Source organism: Mucilaginibacter sp. PAMC 26640, from assembly GCA_001596135.1.
Taxonomy (GTDB): domain Bacteria; phylum Bacteroidota; class Bacteroidia; order Sphingobacteriales; family Sphingobacteriaceae; genus Mucilaginibacter.
Genome location: CP014773.1, coordinates 4,279,483 through 4,303,900 on the forward strand (window position 1 = coordinate 4,279,483; position 24,418 = coordinate 4,303,900).

At 44.3% G+C, this 24,418-nt stretch carries 10 protein-coding genes; all 10 read right to left on the reverse strand.

Annotated features, from left to right (window positions below):
* Nucleotides 1–148: 148 nt before the first annotated feature.
* Nucleotides 149–2,623 (reverse strand): hypothetical protein, encoded by a 2,475-nt coding sequence (locus A0256_18525; GenBank protein ID AMR33273.1) that lies wholly within the window; start codon nucleotides 2,621–2,623, stop codon nucleotides 149–151.
* A 97-nt stretch (nucleotides 2,624–2,720) separates the two neighbouring features.
* Entirely contained in the window at nucleotides 2,721–5,087 is a 2,367-nt protein-coding gene (locus A0256_18530) for a hypothetical protein (GenBank protein ID AMR33274.1), read from the reverse strand.
* A gap of 229 nt (nucleotides 5,088–5,316) precedes the next feature.
* On the reverse strand, nucleotides 5,317–7,746 hold the full coding sequence (locus A0256_18535; protein AMR33275.1) for a cell division protein FtsX: 2,430 nt from the start codon (nucleotides 7,744–7,746) through the stop codon (nucleotides 5,317–5,319).
* An 82-nt stretch (nucleotides 7,747–7,828) separates the two neighbouring features.
* Nucleotides 7,829–10,246 (reverse strand): cell division protein FtsX, encoded by a 2,418-nt coding sequence (locus tag A0256_18540; protein AMR33276.1) that lies wholly within the window; start codon nucleotides 10,244–10,246, stop codon nucleotides 7,829–7,831.
* Between the two features lie 262 nt (nucleotides 10,247–10,508).
* Entirely contained in the window at nucleotides 10,509–11,528 is a 1,020-nt protein-coding gene (locus tag A0256_18545) for a hypothetical protein (GenBank protein AMR33277.1), read from the reverse strand.
* 129 nt (nucleotides 11,529–11,657) lie between these two features.
* Complete coding sequence (locus A0256_18550) at nucleotides 11,658–14,036, reverse strand: hypothetical protein (protein AMR34612.1); 2,379 nt, start codon at nucleotides 14,034–14,036, stop codon at nucleotides 11,658–11,660.
* A gap of 242 nt (nucleotides 14,037–14,278) precedes the next feature.
* The gene (locus tag A0256_18555) at nucleotides 14,279–16,684 is read right to left on the reverse strand and encodes a hypothetical protein (protein ID AMR33278.1); all 2,406 of its coding nucleotides are present in this window, start codon (nucleotides 16,682–16,684) and stop codon (nucleotides 14,279–14,281) included.
* Nucleotides 16,685–16,856: 172 nt separating this feature from the next.
* On the reverse strand, nucleotides 16,857–19,247 hold the full coding sequence (locus tag A0256_18560) for a hypothetical protein (protein ID AMR33279.1): 2,391 nt from the start codon (nucleotides 19,245–19,247) through the stop codon (nucleotides 16,857–16,859).
* 124 nt (nucleotides 19,248–19,371) lie between these two features.
* On the reverse strand, nucleotides 19,372–21,759 hold the full coding sequence (locus A0256_18565; protein ID AMR33280.1) for a hypothetical protein: 2,388 nt from the start codon (nucleotides 21,757–21,759) through the stop codon (nucleotides 19,372–19,374).
* A gap of 134 nt (nucleotides 21,760–21,893) precedes the next feature.
* Complete coding sequence (locus A0256_18570) at nucleotides 21,894–24,320, reverse strand: cell division protein FtsX (GenBank protein AMR34613.1); 2,427 nt, start codon at nucleotides 24,318–24,320, stop codon at nucleotides 21,894–21,896.
* Nucleotides 24,321–24,418: the final 98 nt, after the last annotated feature.

The following is a 24,418-nucleotide window of genomic DNA, read 5'->3' on the forward strand; positions in this document are numbered from 1 at the left end:
TTTGGTTTGATAATACTTACAAGATCATAACTTTTGCACTGATCTTTAAAACTTTAACATTTTTTAACGGCCCCCTGTTAAATACAAAAAGCGATGAATTTATAAATCGCTTTTTTGTATGGTCTCGAAAGAAAGGTGATTGCTAATTCTATTCGCTCCGCAGGCTCCGTACCGGGTTGGCCACTGCTGCTTTCACCGTTTGGAAACTTAAAGTAAACAAAGCAGCCATAAGCATGCCTGCGCCACTCAGTGCGAAGATCCACCAGCTGATTGGTGTACGATCTGCAAAATTCTCCATCCACTTTTGCATGGCATACCACGCCAGCGGCGTTACCAGCACAAAGGCTAGCACAATCAGCAAGATCAATTCGGTAGATAACAGGGTAACTATTTGCGCTACCGAAGCACCCAGTACCTTGCGTACACCGATTTCTTTGGTACGCTGGCCGGTTGTGTAAATAGCAAGCCCCAGCAGGCCCAGGCAGCTGATAAAAATAGATAAGCCTGTTGCCCAGGTAAGCAGTTGAGACGTATGCTGCTCCTCGGTATAAAACTTGGCTATATTTTCATCGTAAAAATTGTATTCGAAATCATCATCGGGATAAACTTCCTTCCAGGCTTTTTCAAATGAAGCTATGGCTATCTTCCATTCGCTGCCTCCGGCTGTTTGCGGTTTAAGTGCGATGTGGAAGGTACGGTTATTCCATTTTCTGTTTCCGGGCAATAAGATAGCCAATGGTTTAATGGCAGAATGCAGCGACTTTTGATAAAAATCAGCGGTTACGCCAATGATTGCCGATTTTTTGCCATTGTACTCCAGGGTCTTGCCAATTGCATCATCCGGATTACGAAAACCGAGCACCTTCGCATAGGTATTATTGATTAGTATAGCGCCGCCACCGGTAGTATCTGTTGAGCGCAGATTGCGTCCTGCCAATAATTTAATCTGGTAAACTTTCAAATAATTTTCATCGGCATATTTTTGCTGCACATCCGTCTTAATTTCTTTTTTGCCATCCATGTAAGTAGCAGAGGTGGAATTGGTGTTGAATGATGAAGGTGCCGCACCGCCTACACTCAGCAATGCTATCTGCGGAATAGCACGAATCTTATTCATAAAGACCTGTTGTTTATTGGTCTCCATGGTTTTGTAAGGTGTGCTGATATTTACTATGGCATCCTTTTTAAAGCCAAGATCTTTATGCAACGCATAATAAATTTGCTTGCTTACCAAAACAGTAGCCATAATGAAGAACTGCGCGATAACAAACTGGGTAACCGTGAGTGATTTGCGGAGCCAGGCATTTCGTGTTTTACTGCTACCGCTTATTGCCTGATTTTTTAATACACTTACTGGTTTGTAACCGGATAAGACGATTGCAGGATAAAATCCTGACAGACCACTCACTAATACCGTAATCAAAACAAGAAAAACAATAACACTCGGTTGACTAAATAAGTTAACGGATACTTCCTTGGGAATAAAATCAGAAAAAAGTTTCAGGATAACAGGCGCTAACAATACCGAAACCACCACCGCAAAAAGGGTAATCAAAAACGTTTCGCTTAGGAATTGAATAATCAGCTGGCTGCGTTTGCTGCCCATAGTTTTACGAATCCCGATCTCTTTGGCCCTTTGCGATGCCTGGGCAGTGGTTAGGTTAATAAAATTGATACAGCCTAATATCAATAAGAAGCCCGCGATCACCAGCAAGCCATACAAGGTAGTTTTATTGGCTGTGCGCACACCATCCATGCCACCGTATACCTGGTCAAAGTGGATATCACTAAGAGGCTGTAGGGTAAAACTTTGGGTATTGCCTTTATTTTCCGGGGTTGGCGGGTTGTGCTTGTTCAGCATTACGTTGAGTTGCCTGGTTACTTTTGCAGCAGCCGCATTTGGCAACAATTTCACAAATAGTTGCGAAGCGGAATTGGTGCTACCCCATTGCGTAAGTTCAAAATTCTTTTTCAGATAGGGGTCCGTAACACCGGTATTGTATGATATGAAGTCCTGAAACTGAAAATCGGTATTTTCTTTAATTGGCTGTATAATACCTGTTACGGTAGTTTTAATAGAGTCGTCGTAAATCAATTCCCTACCTATCATATCTGCGAAGTTTAGTTTAGGAAAATAAACTTTAGCACGCTTAGTTGTCAAAACCACTTTATTAGCTTCTTTTAAAGCCGTTTTAGCGTTTCCAGTGATCCATTTATAATTGATAAGATTAAAGTAGGATTCATCAGTAACAATAATACCGGGCTGCTTTTTAATCTTTTTATCCGGAGCCGACCCTCCCGGTACGAGTACGGAGGTTTCACCGTAAATATAAAACGGAGCCACGTTTTCGATACCCGTAGCTTCGGTTCGTGCTGCTGAAGCCAATGCCATTGTAACCCCGCCATTATGCCCAATCTCACCCGAAAATGAATAATCAGTGGTAACGCGGTAAATTCGGTCGCTATCCTTATGAAACTTATCAAATGTAAAATCGAAGTGGACGATCAGGTAAATTACCAGTGCGGCACTTATGCCGATGGATAATCCTACCACATTAATTACCGTAAACAGCTTGTGCTTACGGAAACTCCTGAATGCGATTTTTATGTAGTTTTTTATCATAAGTTATTGATTACAAAGATTATTTGGGAAATTACACTGATTTTTAATATAATAGATTTCCTGCCGCCGGGCTCTTGTCCTCCTGCATCTGGTTATCTTATTCGCTTCTTAAATTTTTCACCGGGTTTGTCAGGGCCGCTTTGATGGCCTGCCAGCTAACCGTTGTAAGGGTTACTGCCAGGCTGATGACAATCGTTGCGATAAAAACACCGGCACCTATGTTTATGCGGTAGGTGTAATTGTGCAGCCAGTCGCTCATGAAATACCAGCTCAGCGATGCGCCTATCACAAAAGCGATAACAACTAGCTGGATGAATTCTTTTGATAAATTAAACCAAAGGTTAGCTATTGATGCGCCCAGTACTTTACGAATACCGATCTCCTTGCGGCGCTGCTCTGCTGAGAAAGATGCCAGGCCAAACAAACCAAGGCAGGAAATAACGATAGCCAATATGGTAAACGAGTTGGAAAGCGTTCCCAATAATTGTTCGGTGCGAAACTTCTCATTATACAACTCATCTACAAACTTATAATCGAACGGATAATCGGGATTATACTTTTTGTAGATGCCCGCCAACTTTTGCATGGCCTCAGATACTGCTATTTTTTTATTAAGCCTTACCGTTGCGGTACCTGCCCAGCCTTTCATATAACCGATAATTACCGGTTTGATAGGCTCGGAGGCCTGCCCCCAGATGAAATCTTTTACAACACCAATTACAGTGCGCTGCACGCCCTGCCATTTAACCTGCGCACCAATTGGCTCTTTCAGCCTCATCATTTTAACAGCCGATTGATTAAGCATTATTGCTGTAGAATCTGATGGCCTGCTGCTATCGAAATCGCGCCCCTCTACTACTTTTACATCAAACGTTTTGGTAAAATGATAGGTGGTAACCATCTGGCTGATCGGGGCTTTATCCTCACCGGGTAATTGCCCGGGCCAAATAATGCCCCAGGATGCACCATCTTCCCTCGCGATGGTGCCAGAGGTGCTGGCGCCCTCGATTATAGCGCCTGCTGCGATGGCATCCCTGCGGAAATTTTCAAACTGATCATACAGTTTTCCGTCTAATGGCACCTCCACCAATCCATCCCGGTTGAAACCGGCGGGCAGGTTTTTAATATAATTGAGCTGATTATAGATAAGCATGGTACATAAGATAAGGCAGGTAGCAAAAGCAAACTGCACAATTACCAATACCTGGCGTGGCCTCAGCGTTGCCTTACCAGCGTTGTTGATGCCTTTAAGAACTTTAACCGGCCTGAAGGATGACAGGAACAAAGCCGGGTAACTCCCTGCTATGATGCCGGTTATTACGGTTATACCGAGCCCTGCCGCCCAAAACAAAGGCATGTTGTAGGGAATGGTTAAATTTTTATGAATGATGCCATTAAAGTAACCCAATGAAAGCGTAACCAACAGCAAAGCGAATACAAAAGACACTATAGACATCAATAGTGATTCGCCGAAAAACTGTTGGATGATCGCAAAACGGCTTGCCCCTACCACTTTACGCACGCCCACCTCGCGTGCGCGGCGCTCCGACCGCGCGGTAGACAAATTCATGAAGTTGATGCAAGCGATGAGTAAGATACCTATTGCCAGGCACAGGAATAAACGCACATATGCAATTGCGCCCCCTACGTTTACACCGTTTTTAAATTCGGAGTGCAGGTGAAGGCGCGAATATTGAAACAAGCTCAGCTTGTTTTCCTTGTCATCGGGGTTATTCTTTACTATCAGCCCGGCCATTTTAACGTTGAGCTTTTGAATATCTGTGCCGGGTTTTACCATTGCGTAGGTACTGAAGGCATAGTTTGCCCAACCGGATGTTTTCAACCACGGTTCCTTAGATTCAAACATGGCCCATGATCCAATTGCCTGTAATTTTAATGAGGCGTTATCGGGTTGATCTTGAATAATACCCGTTACTTTGGCAGTGTGCGCATTATCCAGTTTAACGGTTTTACCCATGGCATCCTCACTGCCAAAAAGAGCTTTGGCAGATGATTGAGTAATTACAACCGAATTAACTTCGGTAAAGGCCGAGCGGCTGTTACCGGCAGTAAATTTGAAAGTAAAGATATCGAGGATAGCGGGGTCTGCCGACAACATCTTCAAATTAAACGACTTGCCCTGGTAGTTGAAAAGCGTACCACCCGGGTAATTGGTGCGGGCAACTTTTTCTATTTCGGGCAGGTCTTTTAACATCGCACCCGCCACAGGCAGCGATGTACCACCACTGGTTGATATTTCACCATTGGTAGTTTGGTTACGCATTACGGCATAGATGCGTTCGTCGTTCGTGTAAAATTTATCGTAAGTAAACTCATTATAAACATAAAGCAGCAGCATAAAGCTCACTGCCATACCCACACCTAAGCCACCTATATTGATAAGGCTGTATAACTTGTTCTTAAATAGGTTACGAAATGCTATTTTAAAATAATTCCTGATCATGAGTCGCTTATTAAATGTCTTTTTGTTAAACTGATCTTATTTATTGACAGGAGATCACACCGAATTTTTTTTTTGATCCTATCTCTTATCAGTTCTCGATCTCTTGAATTCCTTGTCTTGATTTCCTGCCCCCTGCTTGTCAGATCTTAATTTCTTGAACTCTTGAGTCTTGTTTTATTGAACTCTTAAGTCTTGATTTCTTAGATCTTGATTTCTTGCCGCTAGTGCCCTATTCGTTCTTCAAACTCGTTACCGGGTTAGCCAATGCCGCCTTTATCGACTGGAAACTAATAGTGATGAGTGCAATGGTTACTGCACCGCCACCCGCTGCTGCCAGTATCCACCATTTGATCCCGTCGCGATAAGCAAAGCTGTCTAAAAACCAATGCTGCATACTGTACCAGGCCAGCGGTGAAGCAATGGCAATGGATACAAGTACCAGTTTAATAAAATCCTGAGAGAGCATCGCCACAATGACGGATACATTTGCGCCCAAAACCTTGCGGATGCCTATCTCCTTGGTACGCTGCTCGGCTGCATAAGCAGCAAGCCCGAATAAGCCTAGGCAGGCAATAATAATTGCCATAGAGGTGAATGCGATAAAAATGCCGCCAATGCGCTGCTCGGTGCGGTAATTATTTTCAAAATCCTCGTTCATGAACGAATACTCGAATTGCTGATTCGGCGACAGCGAGGCCCATTTTTGTTTGACCTGCTCCAAAACAGCCATCGCATTAGCTGGATTTAGCCGGATACTTAGGGCTCCGTTATTTTCCTGAAAAGTAAAAACAATGGGGGCAATATTTTCGCGCAGCGAGGTAAAATTAAAGTCTTTTATAACGCCGATAACATGCAATTTTAATACAGATTTACCCAACGGATCCAAAGGAAGATACAATTCATGGTCTAACGGATGTTTGAGCCCCAATATTTTTACAGCGGCTTCATTTAAAATAATTGCTGTAGAATCAGTTTTCATGGCGGCGGAGAAATTGCGGCCAGCCAGGATCTTCATCTCTAGTGTGGGGATATAATCCTCGTCTACATCCCAGTAAGCCGTAGATATGGCATGTTTACTATTTAATCCCGGGTCTTCAAACAAGGTGTTATTGTTTTGCCATCCCCCGGTTGGTATATAGCCAGATAAGGTAGCATTTTTAACCCCGGGCATTTGTTGAATCTCGTGTTTAAATACTTTGGCCTGTTTGTTAAGTACACCAACATTATTCACAATCAGTACCTGCTCGCGGTTGTAACCCAGATCTTTATTTTGGATAAATTTAAGCTGGTGATAAATTACTAAGGTGCCGATGATGAGGAATATAGAAATGGAAAATTGGAAGACGACCAGGAAGCTGCGCAGAAAGCCACCTTTGAAGCCGGTTGACAGCTTACCTTTTAAAACATCAATAGGCTGAAAAGCCGATAAAAAGAATGCCGGGTATGAGCCTGCTAAACAACCAATTATTAATACGATGGCCAGTAAGGCAGGCATCAGCCAAACAAACGTAGCCTGCGTAAAAGCTAATTGTTTATCTGCCATCTGGTTAAATAAAGGCAACAGCAGCGAGGCGGCAGTTACCGCAATTACCGTAGCAGCGAAAGTAACCATCACCGATTCTGCAAGGAACTGCCCGATGAGTGAACCACGAGATGAACCTAATACCTTACGCACGCCGACTTCACGCGCCCGGTTTGATGACCTGGCGGTAGAAAGATTCATAAAGTTTACGCAAGCGATCAGCAATATAAAAAGGGCTACTGCCGAAAAAATATACACATACTGAATGTTGCCGTTGCTATCCATCTCACCGTCTGCATTTGACCGGAGATGAATGTTTTTTAGCGGGACCAAATTCAGCCTGAAATAGTCGCCGGTTTTTTCAAAGGTGGCATAGTCCATATGAATGGCCGGCTCTAACTGGCCACCTACATATTTACGCACAAACGCGGGGAATTTAGCCTGAAGGTTATTAATGTTGCTGCCTGGCTTTAATAAAATATAAGTATTGAAATTGCTGTTGAGCCAAAAGTTCTGTTTGCTTTCAGCGCTGCCTGCCATAGCCAGTATAAAATCAAAATGAAAGTGCGATTGCTTAGGGAAATCTTTGATCACACCGTTAACTTTATACTGAATAGTATCATTAAATGTTAAAAAACGCCCAACTACATCGGCAGTTGTATTAAAATACTTTTTGGCGATGGTTTCTGTCAGCACAACCGTCTTGGGATCTAATAGCGCTGTTTTAGGGTCACCCTCTATCATTGGCAACGTAAACACAGCAAAGATGGAAGCATCTGCATAAGCCATGCGATTTTCCTGTACATTTTGATTGCCTTTACGCACCTTGAAGGACTGCCAGCTCCTGAACCTTACCGCATTTTCCACTTCCGGAAAATCAGTCACCAGCGTAGGACCCAGCGGCGCTGCGGCTACCGCAGATTCACTTGACTTGCCACCAAATTTAGTATTATTGTTTACCCGGTAAATCCTATCAGCCTTTACATTGTAGTTATCATAGCCAAGTTCATCTATCACATAAAAAACGATCAGCATACATACGCACAGGCCAAGGGCCAGGCCCAAAACGTTGATGAGCGTGAAACCCGTATTTTTTTTAAGGGTCCTGAAGGCTGTTTTGATATAGTTTTTAAACATGATATTTGTAATTACACCGTTTATTAAATTGATTGCACCGTTTTGTTTCTTGCTTCCCGAATCTTGATCTCCTGTATCTTACTCATTCGCTCCTTAAGCTTTTTACCGGGTTGGCCAGGGCGGCTTTTACCGATTGAAAGCTTACCGTTACAAAAGCTACCAGCAGTGCGATAATGCCTGCCAGCGCAAATACCCACCAGGAGATTTCTATCCGGTAGGCAAAATCCTGCAGCCATTTGTACATGGCATACCAGGTTACGGGCACGGCTACTAATATGGCAACACCTACCAGTTTTAAAAACTCTGCCGATAACATGCCCGTGATTGTACCCGAGGAGGCTCCAAGTACCTTGCGGATGCCAATTTCTTTAACCCGCTGCCTGATGCTGAAGGCGGCTAAGCCAAACAAGCCCAGGCTGGCAATGATGATGGCGACTGTTGCAAATGCCGTAAAGATCTGGCCGGTGCGCTGCTCTGCACCGTAGAGGGCTGCGTACTGCTCGTCCAGGAAGGAGTAGCTGAATGGTGCTGTGGCCCGGTAGTTATCCCATTGCGTTTTTATACCGGCTATCACATGCTTCATGTCGGCCGAATGCACTTTAATCGCCATCAGTAAATTACTGCGGCCGGGTAAAAACATCAGCGGCGCTATTGCCTCCCTGGCAGATTTGTAATGAAAATCTTTAACTACACCAACCACTTTAAATTCACGCTTGCCAGATCGCACGATAGTTTTTCCGATGGGATCGCTGTTACCCCAGCCTATTTCGCGCACCAGGGCCTCGTTAATTACCACTGCGGACGAGTCTGCCGGTTGTGCAGAAGAAAAATTACGGCCCTGCGCTACTTTAATGCCTAGGGTATTCAGGTAACTGTCTTCTACATGGAATATATTGGTATGGATCTCTTTCCGCTCCTGCCTGTCGCTAAAATCTTTTGCGTAGATCTGCGTACCATCCATATTGGGGCTGCCCGGAACGCTGCCGGTAACGGTGGCATTGCTTACGCGAGGGTCGCGGAGCAACTGCTGTTTAAAGGCATCGATATTATTACCCAACGTGTAGGCATCGTTAATCACCAGCACTTGCCCTTTATCGTACCCCAGCTTAATGTTTTGCATATAATTAAGCTGCCGGTAAACCACCATGGTGGCAATGATGAGCGACGTAGAGATAAAAAACTGGAAGACTACTAGTCCGCTTCGCAGGAAATTCCGTTTCGATGGCCCGGCTGAAGTGTTGCCTTTTAAAACATTAAGCACCTTGAATGACGACAGGAAGAAAGCCGGGTAAATACCTGCCAGCACACCTACCAACAGCACCAGGAAAACTTCGATAGCGATAGTTGTTTTACCAAGAAACAGGCCGATGGTAAATTGCTTCCCGGCCAGGTTATTGAAGTATGGCAGTGCGAAATATACCAGCACCATAGCAATCACCATGGCAAATGCGGTTATCAATACCGATTCCGTTAGAAATTGAGCAATAAGCGAGCCTTTTAAGGAGCCCATCACCTTACGGATGCCAACTTCCTTAGCCCGTTTCACCGAACTGGCGGTGGAGAGGTTCATAAAATTAATACAGGCCAGCAACAGGATAAAAACAGCCAGTGCGCTAAAGATGTAAACGTAATGGATATCGCCGTTCGGCTCCATTTCGTATTTTGTATTGGAGTGCAGGTGGATATCGGTAAGCGGCATCAGCCTGAAGACAAAAGTATTGACTGATTTTTGGGCCTCGGCCAGGCTCACCCCCATATCTTGCTGAATTTCGGGCACTACATATTTGGCAACCAGGGCGGGAAACTGCGCTTCTACCTTTTTGGCGTCGGAATGGTCATTTAGCAAAAGGTAAGTATAGTAGCTAAGATTGCTCCAGGTTTCATGCTGCGTTGGATAGCTGGTTTTGCTGATAAAAGCATCCGCATGGAAGTGCGAATTGCCGGGAATTTCAGCCATAATGCCGGTAACTTTTACATCCCGTTCGCCCTGCAGGGTTAGGGTTTTACCCATTGCAGCTTCGCCACCAAAATACTTTGCGGCCGTTTGACGGCTGATCACGATACTGTTTGGATCAACCAGCGCGGTGCGGATGTCGCCTTCCAGCAATGGCAGCGAAAACATGGCCAGAAAATTAGAATCGGCTATGGCGAATTTCTCCTCCTTAAAAACCTTGCTGCTGTATTTAACATACACCGGGCCGCGCCGCCCCATCCGGGTGGCAGCCTGTACACCCGAAACGTTATTTTTGATTCCCTGTCCTACTGCATTATCCACCTGCGGGTAAACCGACGTACCACCACCTTCACTTACATGGAGGCTAACGCGGTAGATATTTTTGGCCTTTCCTGGATAGGTGTCATAGGTAACCTCCTGGTAAATATAGGCGCTGATGAGCATACAGCAGGTAAGGCCAATTGCCAACCCTAATATATTGATGAAAGAGAACACCTTATTCTTGGTAAGGCTTCTCCAGGCGATGGTTAGATAGTTTTTTATCATAGCAAAAGAATAGTAATGGCATCAGGTTAAAATTAGTACCAAATATATAAATAGCTTTAAATCAATCGCTTAACAAGCTGCCAACACAACTACTGTGTTCGTATGCGTAACAGTGGTTGTTCGGTTATGATACACTGTTGTGAGCGGTTGGGGGCTCACAGCGAGCGTTAGGTGATCGGGCTATGGTTAGATTTGCCGTAAAAACAAAAATGGTGAGCTGCAACCTGCAACTCACCATTCCCGATTTATTTTTACCTGTAGCTTAGAAAGTAACGGTCACGTTGCCATCGCCGCGAACCTCTACCGGTGCGCCACCACCGTTATACTTGCCTACTACTTTCTCTTTCTCTTTCTGGCCTTCAAATTTGCCGTTCATAGCCGCTGTAACACGGTCGCCACGCACGTTCAGGTCAACACCCTGGCCGGCTGGTAAACTCAGGTCAACATGGCCCGAGTCGCCGTCAATTTTAACATATTTATCCACGCGGGTCATTTGCACATGGATGCTGCCAGCGCTGGTTGTGGCGCTCACGCTGCCTGCAATCTGCATCAGGCTAACGCTGCCACCGCTGGTACCCGCAATCAGCTCACCATCAATATTGTTACCATTTACGCTGCCGCCGCTGGTAATGGCTTTTACGTAACCTTTTAAATTTTGCAGTCTAAGCGAACCACCGCTGGTTTCCAGTTTAATGCGGCCCTGGCAGTCGCTGGCGGTGATGCTGCCACCACTGGTGTTTAGCGTGATATCCTGCTTTGCATTGCTTACATTGATACTTCCGCCACTGGTTTCCCCTTTAATGACCCCTGCTATGTTGGCAATGCTCAGGCTACCACCGCTGGTTTCAAAATTTTGGTTGCCGGTTAAATTAGCTATGCTGATACTGCCTCCGCTGGTGTTCAGGTTGGTTTCGGTCGCCTTATTTACATAAACTTTAAAGCCGATGTTCAGGCTTCTTCTCCAGTTGCTGATATTGTGCTTTTGTTTGGCGGTTGCATGCAGCTCGCCATCGTGTACCGATACATCCAGTGTATAGTCTTGCTCCAGGCGTTTAGCAATTTCCTCCTTGCTCAGGTTTTGGCTATTGTTTCCCGATATATACACCTCAACACGCGGTTCCTCGCCGCCCTTAACTGATATGCTACCGCCGCTGGTGTTTACAAAAACGGTTTTAACGTTATCAGCTGCCAATGATTTGGTTAAATAGGGCACCCGGTTATCCTGGGCCGATGCCAAATATGCAGGTGATGCCAATAATAAAAATACGAAGAACTTTTTCATGATGTTTGGTTTTGATATGAGATGAATATTTATTGTAAAAGGTTGCACAGTGAGCTCAGATTAAAGATGATAAGATTCAACAATCAAGAATTCTCTTGCTACCTGGTTCCTGATATCCTGTACTTTTCCTCACTCGCTTTTTAAGCTCTTAACGGGGTTGCTTATTGCCGCCCGGATGGATTGTATACTGATCGTTGCCAGCGCAATTAAACTTGCGCCACCTCCTGCCAGCAGAAATACCCACCAGTTAACATTTATTTTGTACTCAAAATTCTGCAGCCATTTGTTCATCGCATAGTATGCTATGGGGCTGGCAATGACGGTGGCAATGATCACCAGTTTCATCAGGTCGGCGCTTAACAGGCTTACGATGCTACCCACACTGGCACCTAATACCTTTCTGATACCAATCTCCTTTATGCGTTGCTCGGCCGTAAACGTAACCAATCCGAATAGGCCCAGGCATGCAATACTGATGGCCAGAATGGTAAAGATCAGCAGGATGTTACCTTGTTTTTGCTCCGTTTGGTATTGGGCAGCAAAGTTTTGATCCAGGAAGTGGAACTCCGGTTTGTCGGCCATATCGAAACCGGCATATATTTTACTGATATAATCCAGCGATGCTTTTACATTATTCTTGCCGATGCGAACATACAGGTTATCCTTATCCTCCGTACTGGCGGGTAGTTTCATCACCAGCGGGGCAATTTTATGCTGAAGCGAATAGGTATTGAAATCTTTAACTACGCCCACTATTGTTTTCTGGATCGGCTTGCCCTGCTCGTCCTTGCCTGTGAAAACACGCATGCCTATAGGATCCTTAACCCCTAATTGAGTAACTAATGTTTGATTTACCATGATGGCCTCTGTAACATCGCTTGGAATGGCTTTCGAAAAATTGCGGCCCTTATCCATTTTGATTTGTAAGGTGGATACAAAATCTTCATCTACATCAAGGTGTTGTACCATCAAACCATCACTATTGGCAGGTGTACTTAAACCGCTGGTGCCAATGTTGTTATTACCAATCGGGCTGCCTGCGGTTGCTACGCCTTCAATATTCGGGTTTTGCAGCAACTGTTGTCTCAGGGCAGCTGCTTTAGCCCTTACATTCTTGTTATTGATATGGAAAGTAAGCGTTTGCGCTTTGTTAAAGCCAAGATCTTTATTCATGGCGAAAGTGATCTGCTGGTAGATAACGCAGGAACCAACGATCATGACGATTGTGATCACAAATTGAAACACAACTAATGACTTGCGAAAGAATACTGTAGAAAACTGATTGCCTAACTGGCCCTTCATGGCGTTAATGGTACCGAAGCCGGATAAGAACAAAGCGGGATAGATCCCGCTTAGGATGCCGGTAAATAATGAAAAACCTACAAACAGCGCTACCGTTTTAGCCGTTCCGAATTGCAGCAGGACCAATTCTTTACCAGACAATTGATTGAAGTAAGGCAAAGCGAACCGGATCATAGCGGATGCGGCTATCATGGCAATAAAGGTAAGCAATACCGACTCGGCAAAGAACATGACGATGAGCTGTGTCCTGTCTGAGCCGATTACTTTACGCACACCTATTTCTTTCAAACGAATCGAGGATCGCGCTGTAGCCAGATTTACATAGTTGATTACGGCGATGATGAGAATAAGTAAAGCAGTGACAGAAAACACATACACATAGGTAATGTTACCGTTTGAGCCCAGCTCATAGCTCAGATTTGAATGGAGGTGGATAGAAGTGAGCGGCTGTAGTTCCATATTAAACTTCAGGTCGCCAAAACTTTTCTTTAAATATTTGTCATAAAATTTGCTGTTTGATGCTGCTATGATTTTGCTGTCGCCAGCATTTTTTAGTAAAACGTAAGTGTAAATACCTGAGTTGTTCCAGGCGCTGGTATAACCATCAGGCATAGAACGGAGGGCCTTGAATGAGAAATGCGAATTGACTGGTACATCGGCTATTACACCGGTAACGGTTGATGGTGTACCTTCTATAGCAATGGTTTTGTTGACTGCATTTTCAGCATTACCAAAAATACTTTCGGCCAGCGATTTAGTTAATACGATGCTTTGCGGTTTGCTTAAAGCCGTTTCGGCATCGCCGGATAGAAACTGATAACTGAAGATCTTAAATACAGCGTTGTCGGTAAATATCATGCTTCCCTCACTGATGGTTTTATCGCCAAAGGTTATTTTCCCTCCGCCTTCTGCATCGATACGGGCGGTTTCTTCCACCTGCGGAAAATCGGCTTTTAAAGCTGGTGCATAAGGTGCAGAGGTAACCGCCAAGTCGAATTTGCCACCGTTCCAGCTGCCGTGCTGCACCACGCGGAAGATCCTGTCGGCTTTGGTATTATACCGGTCATAACTCCACTCATCGGTAACGTACAAGGTTATCAGCCAAAAAGCTGCAATACCAACGGCCAAACCAAAAATATTGATAAACGAAAAAGCTTTGTGCTTTTTAAGATTTCTCCAGGCTATTTTAAAGTAATTACTCAGCATAATGCAGTGATTTGATATATCAATAGTAAAAGCTGTACCAAACATACAAAACACTGTTTAAAAGCGCATTATAGCATAAAATAAAAAGCCCGCTGTACGTATGTGTTACAGCGGGTGTTCGTTAATGATACATTTTGAAGAAAAGTCAAGACCGCAAGAAACAAGAGTCAAGACGGCAAGAAACAAGAAACAAGATTGTCAAATTTCAGATACTTTGATCTACTCATGTTGCGTCTGCAAAGCTACTCGCTCCTCAAACTCTTCACCGGGTTAGTCATTGCTGCTTTTACAGCCTGGAAGCTCACCGTAATAAAGGCAATAATTATTGCTACCACACCCGCCGCAAGGTACATCCACCAGCTGATGTTTATCCGGTAGGCAAAGTTTTCCAGCCATTTGCCCATCAACCAGCCGGAGAGCGGGGCCGCGATAACTAGTGCTACCAAAACCAGCACTACGAAGTCTTTGGAGAGCAAAGTTACCAGGCCCGATACCGAGGCACCCAATACTTTGCGAATGCCGATCTCTTTGCCCCGTTGCTCTGCTGTAAATGCCGCCAAACCAAATAAGCCCAGTGCTGAAATGATGATCGCCACCAAAGCAAATACGGTCATCAGACCCGAGGTTTTTGCATCGTCTTTATAAAGTTTGTCAAACTCCTGGTCAAGGAAGGTGTATTCCAGCGGCTCGCCGGAGAAATATTGATTCCAAACCCGTTGCAATTTTTGCACAACTTCGGTTTGTTTACCGGGTAATACCCCAATGATATAAGTACCGGCCCATGATTGGCGGTTTTTAAATATCGCCGGGCCTATTTTATCGTGCATACTGCGGTAATTAAAATCCTTTACAATGCCAATTACCTGCCCGGTATCGCCCCTGGCAACAAAGCGCTGCCCGATATAGGGCTTGGGCAGGTTAATTGCCTTGGCTGCCGTTTCATTCATGATCACGTTACGCTTATCATTTAAGTCGCCCGATATAAACCATCGGCCTTCGGCCATTTGCAGTTTCACAATTTTGGTATAATCGGGGTCCACGTTAAAATATGCAAAAGCGGGGTTGAATTCTTTTGCCCTGCCATTCCAGTCTACGCCGCCCGAAGATTGGTTTTGATTGTTTTGTATGGAACCTGTGCCCAATAAGGATACAGCCTTAATGCCCGACTGCTGCACAAGCGATTGCTTAATTGTTGCACACAATGCATCGCGTTCTTTATCTTTATACTGATAATAAATTTTTATGGGCAGCGAAAAAGTAAGCACCTGGTCTCTTTTAAAACCGGGGTTTTGTGATCTAATGAAGTTCAGCTGGCGGTATATGGTAATTACGCCGATAATGAGGAATATAGAGAAGCTGAACTGGATAATTACCAGCCCTTTGCGCAAAGCACTATCTTTTACGTGCAGTACGCTGCTTCCTCTGAAGATGTTCATTGGTTTAAATGACGATAATAACAGCGCAGGGTAAATGCTGTTTAGCACAACCGCTACCAGTAATGTGCCCATCAAGATTAGCCACAAATAGGCAGCATCAAAAGAAAACGCAAAATTACGGCCGGTGAAACTGTTAAACACCGGCAGGCATATGGATACGAGGATGATCGTTAACACAAGCGCCAGCAAGCTTACCAGGCCCGACTCGGCAATAAATTGCATAAAAAGATTCGCCCTGCCCGCTCCCACTATCTTTTTTATGCTCACTTCTTTGGCGCGTAAACTAGCACGGGCCGTGGTTAGGTTTACATAGTTGATACAGGCAATAGTTAGCAACAGTATGCCCAAAGCCACAAAGATGTAAGTAACCTTTTTATCGCCGTGCAGTAAGGACGAGTTCTGCAGATCGCTTTCAAAGTGCAATTCGGTTAGTGGCGTTAAACCAATTTGCAGGTTATCATCTTTGCGGTTTTTACGCAAAATGGATTTTACCTTTTGCGAAGTTTGCCTGAGGCCGGTGCCGGGGTGGATTTTCAAGAACGTCATGTAATTGAAGTTTCCCCACTCCATATCGTTATCCTTTTCCTGCTTGTTACTCAGCTTAGCGGCAATCGGGATCAGCACATCAAATGTAAAGCTGGAATTAGCCGGTATATCTTTTATAACGCCCTCCACCTGGTAGTTCACCGTGTCAATCTTAATCATCTTGCCTACCACATCCAGGTTATTAAAATACTTTTTGGCTTTGCTTTCTGTAAGGATTATGCTGAACGGGTTCCCGGTAAATGCAGCTGCACCACCCCGTATAAAATCGTACTTAAATACTTTAAACCATTCGTTATCTACATAGGCCGTATTTTTCTCAGGGAAAAATTCTCCGTTTATATTTAAATTAATGGGCCGCCAGCTATTTGGCGAAATGCGTGCAACAGCTTCAACCTCTGGCAGTTGTTTTTCAATTGCATCGCCAAGTATGTAAGGCGAATTTTCCCAGATCCAAGTGGTGGTTTTATCAATAGATAAATAACTTTTTATCCGGTAGATCTGCGCGCTGTCCGGTTGGTTTCTATCAAAATTAAATTCGTTTTGTACCCAAATAAATATCAATACCGCCGCTGCCATGCCAATAGCTAAGCCGCCGATATTGATAATGCTGGTTACTTTGTGACTGCGCAGGTTGCGCCATGCAATTTTGAAGTAGCTTTTTATCATGACTTTTTTGATTTCACCGATTATTTATTGTCGGATTGCACCGATTGTCTTTTTGATTTCACCGATCACGCAAATTTGTCTTTCTTCCTGATTCTCGAATCTTGTCCTCTTGCCAGCCCCCTCTAAATCTCCCCCGGAAGGGGAGACTTTTAGAGCCTTTCCTTCGGTGGGGCTACTCGCTCCTTAAACTATTCACCGGATTGGCTAGTGCTGCCTTGATGGCATGGTAGCTGATGGTTACTACGGCAGTTAAAACCGCGGTGATCCCTGCTGCAGCGAATACCCACCAAGGTATGGCAATGCGGTAGGCAAAGTTTTGCAGCCAGTTGTGCATGGCCCACCACGCAATGGGTGATGCAATAACTACGGCAAGTACCACTAGCCTGATAAAATCTATCGAAAGCAGGGAGGTAATACTGGTAAGGCTTGCACCCAGGATCTTGCGGATGCCAATCTCTTTGTTGCGTTGCTCTATGGTAAAGGCAGTTAACCCAAACAACCCCATTGTTGCCAGTGCGATGGTGATACAGGTAAACAGGCTGAAGATGGCAGCCAGCCTATCTTCGGCTTTGTACTGTTCGTTAAAAGCATCATCCATAAAGCTGTAGCTAAACGGGGTGTCCTTATCATATTTGCTATAAATGCTTTGTATCTTGCTGATTACTGTCGGCAGGTTGGTATGCGGCTTAATCTTGGCGAACAGGTTACAGCCTTTCGACCAATAACCAGCAGTATCGGGGTAAATATATAACGCAAGCGGATTAATATCAGTAACCATTGAACTGAAGTTAAAACTCTTTATTACACCGATCACTTCACATTTTCCGTTACCGGATGTAATAAAACTGCCAACAGGATTTGCTTTGAGGCCGAGCTTAGCCACGGCTTCCTCATTGAGCACTATTTTATTAGAACCAGTTATCGTAGTTCCCCTTGCAGGGGCAACCTTCCATTTTAAATTTAGCGTACTAATATAACTGCTGTCAATGTTAAGGCCCATTAAGGCAACGCTTTCACCTTTTATTTTGCCATCAATAAAGTTCACATCGTAACCTTTAAACATGCCGTACCGGGCGGTTGCCGTTTTAGCTATGCCAGCCAATGCCTGTATATCACGCTTAAACGGCTGGTAATTTGTACCGATGCTGTTACCCACGGGGATCATAACAATATTTTCCCGGTCCATGCCCGTATCCGCGTGGCGGAAGTAATAGAGTTGCCGGTCGATAATTATTCCGCAGATAATTAACCCAACAGAAATAGTGAATTGCAGTGTGGTAAATATTTTGCGGACGGGCACACCACATGCCTGCCTGCTCATTTTGCCTTTAAGCGTTGTAATGGGCTTGAATGCTGACAGTACTAAAGAAGGATAACTCCCTGCTATCAAAACAGTTATTATCAATAGCAAAATAAAGAGTGACAGCAATAACGGGCTATATAAAAAAGAGTCGTCTATTTTTAATTGCAGGGTATTGGTAAACAAAGGCTTAAAGGCATAACATAACACGTACCCTAAAATAAACGCCAGCGAAGCGTAAATACCTGATTCTATGTAGAACTGGGTTGCTATGGTCTTTCTACTGGCGCCAGAAACTTTGCGCACCCCAACCTCTTTGGCACGTAACGTTGAGCGGGCTGTGGAAAGGCTCATATAATTAACCAGCGCAAGTAACAGGATAAGTATGGCAACCAGAGGAAAGATTTTTAAGTATTTGATATTCGAATTGTCGCCGAAATTGTTTTTAAGATGCATATCGGTAATCGGCGCAAGACTGAACTTGATGTCTTCATATATCTTATTGTTTTTACCGGCTAAGTTCAACCCCCGTTTTACAGATGCCGAGTCGGCTGCGTTTTTTAATTGGAAATAAACCTCGAATGATCCCGGTCCTACGGTTTGGTCGAATGTGAAATTTTTCGCTTCTTTCATAGCCAGCAAACTCGGCCCGGATGCAATAAAGTTATAATTGATGGAGGAATTTGAAGGATTATTTTCCGCTACACCGGTAACCTGGTAGCTATACGCGCTGTCGGTTTTGATAGTGATGCTTTTGCCAACCGGGTTGGTTGTTCCGAAATACTTTTCGGCCATTTCTTTGGTAATTACCACCGAAAAGGGTTTATCCAGTACACCTGCCGGTGTACCGGATAGCATTTTAAAAGTGAAAAAATTAAAAAAATCACGATCTGCATATATCAGTTTCTGCTCTGTAAACTTGTTTTCAGGTGTCGACGGATTACTTACAACGACGGGTTTATAATATTTCAACAACCGCATGTAGCCCGCAACACCCGGCTGTGTCTGCTTGATAATGGGCCCGGTAGCGTAACTGAGAAATGCCATGTTCATTTTATTACCGCCAAGCTTAAGAGATGCGCTGGTAGTAAAAATCCGGTCGGCATTCTTATGAAAACGATCGTAGGTCATTTCATGCGAAACGTACATCATAATGATCATACAAACGGCCAGCCCGATGGCTAGTCCGCTGATATTGATAAGGCTATAAAGCTTTTGCCTGGTTAAGTTGCGCAAGGCAATTTTGATGTAGTTTTTTAGCATGACTATTTTGATTTCGCCGATTATTTATTGTCTGATTGAACCAAATATTAGTTGATTTCACCGATCATACAGATTACCGAATCTTTCTTCCTGACTCTTATATCTTGACTTCTTGCATCAAATATCACTCATTCTTCAAACTCTTCACCGGATTGGCAACGGCTGCTTTTACCGATTGGATACTAATGGTGGCGAGAGCAAGTACTGTAGCCCCGACGCCTGCCAGGATGAAAACCCCGGCGGTGACGGTGGTTTTATAGGCAAAGTTTTCCAGCCAGTTATTCATAGCGTACCACGCCACCGGGATGGCAATGATAATGGCGATGATGATGAGCACCATAAATTCAGTGGCTAACAGACTAATGATACGGCTTACACTCGCTCCCAGCACTTTGCGGATCCCGATCTCGCGGGTTTTTACCTGTGCCGAGTAGGTAGCCAGGCCAAATAAACCCAGGCAGGAGATCACAATGGCGATAGCCGAAAAGACATTGAATAATGTTCCTTCACGCTGGTCATCATTATAGAGTTTGTTAAAGCTATCTTCCAGGAAAGTATAGGTTAAAGGTACATCGCTGCTATACTGCTTCCATTGGTTTTGTACGGCAGCAATTGCAGTCTGTGCATTTTGGCCGGTAGTTTTTACATAGATCCGCCAGGCATCATCGGGCGCATAGGTAAACACCAGCGGTTCTATTTTTTTATGCATGGTGGTAAAGTGAAAATCCTTTACTACGCCAATGATGGTACCGTTAATTTTGCGGATGCGGAGCCTTTTACCGACAGGGTTTTTGATGCCCATGTTGGCAACGGCCGATTCATTCACTATAAAGTGCGTAGAATCTGCAACTGCACCGGTAAAGTCGCTCCCTTCTGCAAATTTCATTTTGAAGAAGCTGATAAAATCTTTATCGGCGGGGACGATGTTGAACCAAAGGTTTGATTTTGCGGGTTTACCATCCCAATCGTCATCACCGGTAGAATTACCGCTATTTACAATATCGGTACCCGCGCGTGAAACTTCCCTGATGGCCGGGTTGTTCAGTAATTCTGCCTTTACGGCCGCATAGTTCTTTTTCATCTCCGGCCGCATCCAAAATGCCAGCACGTTTTCTTTATCGTAACCCAGGTTTTTATTACGGATATAACGCATTTGATTGCCGATGATCAGCGTGCCGATAACCAATATAATGGAGACAGCAAACTGCAGCACCACTAAAATGCGGCGAAAAGCGGCGTTGCCTATGCCAATGGATACCCGTCCCTTAAGTGCTTTAAGTGGCTCAAACGACGAAAGCAGCAGGGCTGGATAAATGCTGGATGCAGCAAGCGTGCCCAACAAGGTAATGCCGATACAGGCCCAAACATTATAATTAGATAAGGTAAAGGTGATCTGCTTTCCGGAGAACTGGTTATAATAAGGCAGGGTTAAATACATCAGCATAAAAGCTAGTACAGCGGCGATAGTAAACAGCAGGGCCGTCTCTACCATAAACTGCATAAACAGCTGGAATTTACCGGCGCCGATGATCTTACGCATGCTTACTTCCTTTGCCCTCAGCATGGAGCGTGCGGTAGACAGGTTTACGTAGTTGATACAGGCGATAACCAAGATCAATAAAGCCACTATGGCAAAAGTTTTTACCGTTTCTATCCCGGCATTGGTACCATCTGCTTTATAGAGGTGCATTTTTAGCATTGGCTGTGCCAGGTATGGCACGGGTGCATCCACCGGTTTGTTGCGCTCATGAATTGCCCGCAGCTTCTTCTCTAAAACGGCGGTACTTACACCCGGCTTGGTCAGCAGGTAGGTTTCAAAATTAAAACTCGACCAATCGGCATCCATTGAAGCAATGCGGTTCTTGCCGTCGTAATTTACATTGCCTTTAATATAGGCTTGTTCATTAAACCGGGCAATCGGCAGTAAAACATTGTATTTCAAACTCGAATTGGCAGGGTAGTCATCTATCACCCCGGTTACTTTAAACAGTTCGTCGTGCCCCACAATGACTGCCTTACCTATCGGATCTTCGTTTCCGAAGATTTTTTTCGCGGTAGTCTGGGTGATGACCAACGAGCTGTTATCAGGAAATGGGTTTAGTTTATCCCCTTTAATTAGGGCGAAGTTGAACATTGTAAAGTAGGCAGGATCGGTAAAGGCGGCACCGTCCTGAAGTAAAACTTTGCTTTTATATTTAACCGGCGTATTGCCGAAATCCATGATCCGAACGGCGTTCTGCACTTCGGGCAATTCGTTTTTGGCAAAGGTGGCCACAGGTGCAATAATGTGGGTAAAGATCTGCTGACTGATCCCCGTACCACCGATGATCCCAATTTTATAAATGTTATCGGCTTTGGTATTAAACTTATCAAAGCTGAGCTCATCCTGCACCCAAAGCAGCATAAAAAGGCCAACCACCAGCCCCACCGTAAGGCCTGCAACATTAATGGCAGCGTAAAACTTGTTTCCTAAGATATTGCGCCAGGCTGTTTTGATATAGTTCTTTATCATTATTTTTATGGATTACATCGAATGGTGTTTGATTAAACCTATCTCTCGTCTCTTAATGCTAGATTCTAAATTCTTGTCTCTTAACTCCTGGTTCTTGATTATTGACCCATATTTATTAATCCCTGATTCAGGTCTCACTCACTTTTCAAACTCTTTACCGGGTTGACCAGTGCTGCTTTAACAGATTGAAAGCTTACCGTTACAACGGCGATAAACACCGCAGCAAACGCTGCTACGGCAAATACCCACCATTGAATGCTGATGCGGTAGGCAAAGTCCTGCAGCCAAAGGTGCATTACATACCAGGCAAAGGGCGAGAAGATGATAATGGCGATGACCACCAGCTTTACAAAATCTTTGGATAACATACCAACGATGGCGCTAACGTTTGCCCCTAAAACTTTACGGATTCCGATTTCTTTGGTGCGTTGTTCTGCCGCATAAGCTGCCAGGCCGAATAGGCCCAAACAGGCAATAACGATAGCCAGCGTGGTAAAGATGATGAAGATGGTACCTATCCGCTGCTCTGCCCGGTAGGATGCATCAAAATCCTGGTCCATAAAACTATAATTCATTTGTATCGGCGAAAACGCGGCCCATTTGGTTTTTATCTGCGACATTAAGGCCGGAAGGTTGCTGGTACTCACCCGCAGACTTATCGCGCCGTTATTTTCGCCAAGGCGGATGATCAGCGGTTCTATCTTATTATGCAGAGAACTGAAATGAAAATCCTTCATTACACCAATTACCTGGTATTTTACTGTGTTGGCTAATTCCACTTTTCCGCCGAGCGAGTTGTATAACGTTTGGTTTAAAGGATTTTTGTAACCGAGGAATTTGGCCGCGGCTTCGTTGATGATAACGGCAGACGAATCACTAAGCCATTCTTTTGCAAAATTCCGTCCTGCCGCCATTTTTATACCCAGCGTGGGGATCCAGTCGGCATCCACCTGCCAGCTTTGCGGGAAAATTGAATTTTTTTGATCGAGTGTTGCGTCCTTATAATAAATTGAGGTGCTGCGGTAATTGGATACCGGGAGAAAGCCTGTCATGGTAGCGCTGCTTACACCCGTCAATTGGCTCAATTCGTTCTTAAATGTTTGTGCTGCTTTGTTAAGCTCGTAGGGATTTTGAATAATGAGCAGCTGGTTGCGGTTATAGCCAAGGTTGGTGGTTTGGATATAATTTAGCTGATTATTAAAAACTAACGTGCCAATAATAAGGAATACCGAGATCCCAAACTGAAAAATCACCAGGAAGCTCCGCAATCTGCCGCCTTTAAATCCTGCGGATAACTTACCTTTTAATACATCGATAGGTTGAAACGCGGACAGAAAGAAAGCCGGATAAGAGCCGGCAAGGGAGCCTACCAACAGAATAATGAGTACCGACGCAGGTACCAGCCATATCAAAGTGTGAGCGTTAACGGCGATCTCTTTACCGGCAATTTGATTGAATACCGGCAACAAGGCTATAGCAGCAAATAAAGCTATCAGCGTTGCAAAAAATGTGATCATGATAGACTCTGACAAAAATTGGGCAATTAAATACTTACGGGGCGAACCCAGTACTTTGCGTACTCCAACCTCGCGCGCACGATTGGATGAGCGTGCGGTAGAGAGATTCATAAAGTTTACGCAGGCTACCAATAATATAAAAACGGCAATTGCCGAAAAGATGTAGATATACTGCGCCGTACCATTTGCGCTTAATTCGCCTATGCGGCTTGAACGGAGGTGAATATCCGTAAGTGGTGTAAGGTTTAACCGGAAGTAGCTTCCGCTTTTTTCAAAATCGGCGTAACTCATCCCTATCTCGCTTTTCATCTGGTCTCCGCTCATTTTCAACAGAAATCCATCCAGGCTGCCTGCCAGTTTCTTAGCATCTGCAGCATCTTTTAGCAAAACGTAGGTATTATAATCATTACGCAGCCAGGCGTTAGACCGGCTATCGGCATAGGTGGCCATCGATATAAAGAAATCAAAATTAAAGTGCGAATTTTTTGGCACATCCTTAATCACCCCTGTTATTTTCAAATTTTGATCATCGTTGAGGATCATCACTTTGCCTACCACATCCGTTTTATCAAAATATTTTTTGGCAATGTGCTCGGTCAACACTACGGAATTTGGCTCAACAAGTGCAGTCTTTGTGTCGCCATTTATCATCTGCAGAGTAAACACATTAAACAATGATGCATCAGCAAAGGCACCCCTGTTCTCTACCATGTTTACGCTTCCTTTTTTAATGTGTACCGTATAGGCATTTTTTAACCGTACGGCGTCTTCCACGTATGGATATTCGGATACGAGCGTTTTGGCTAAGGGCGGCATGACCACGGCATAGTCTTTTTTATTTTCACCCAATTTCAGTTCGGCGTTTACACGGAAGATACGCTCACTTTTGATATTATAGCGATCATAACTTAACTCGTCGGCTACATAAAAAATAATAAGCAGGCAGGTGCCCAAGCCAAGGGCAAGCCCCAAAACGTTAATAGCCGTAAAGCCCTTGTTTTTCAAGAGGCTCCGGAATGCGGTTTTTATATAGGTTCTAAACATGATCTTAATCATTAATCGATTGAAAATGGTTATTTTTCATTACACCGACTCCAGTCGACAGTCCCTGGTTAGTTTTCCATTATTTGTTACCATGGTCT

Excerpts from the sequence above, each read along its gene's own strand:
- A0256_18530 (AMR33274.1), bottom strand. The coding sequence starts at position 5,087 with ATGATCAGGAATTATTTTAAAATAGCATTTCGTAACCTATTTAAGAAC.
- A0256_18560 (AMR33279.1), bottom strand. The coding sequence starts at position 19,247 with ATGCTAAAAAACTACATCAAAATTGCCTTGCGCAACTTAACCAGGCAA.
- A0256_18550 (AMR34612.1), bottom strand. The coding sequence starts at position 14,036 with ATGCTGAGTAATTACTTTAAAATAGCCTGGAGAAATCTTAAAAAGCAC.
- A0256_18540 (AMR33276.1), bottom strand. The coding sequence starts at position 10,246 with ATGATAAAAAACTATCTAACCATCGCCTGGAGAAGCCTTACCAAGAAT.
- A0256_18525 (AMR33273.1), bottom strand. The coding sequence starts at position 2,623 with ATGATAAAAAACTACATAAAAATCGCATTCAGGAGTTTCCGTAAGCAC.
- A0256_18545 (AMR33277.1), bottom strand. The coding sequence starts at position 11,528 with ATGAAAAAGTTCTTCGTATTTTTATTATTGGCATCACCTGCATATTTG.
- A0256_18570 (AMR34613.1), bottom strand. The coding sequence starts at position 24,320 with ATGTTTAGAACCTATATAAAAACCGCATTCCGGAGCCTCTTGAAAAAC.
- A0256_18535 (AMR33275.1), bottom strand. The coding sequence starts at position 7,746 with ATGTTTAAAAACTATATCAAAACAGCCTTCAGGACCCTTAAAAAAAAT.
- A0256_18555 (AMR33278.1), bottom strand. The coding sequence starts at position 16,684 with ATGATAAAAAGCTACTTCAAAATTGCATGGCGCAACCTGCGCAGTCAC.
- A0256_18565 (AMR33280.1), bottom strand. The coding sequence starts at position 21,759 with ATGATAAAGAACTATATCAAAACAGCCTGGCGCAATATCTTAGGAAAC.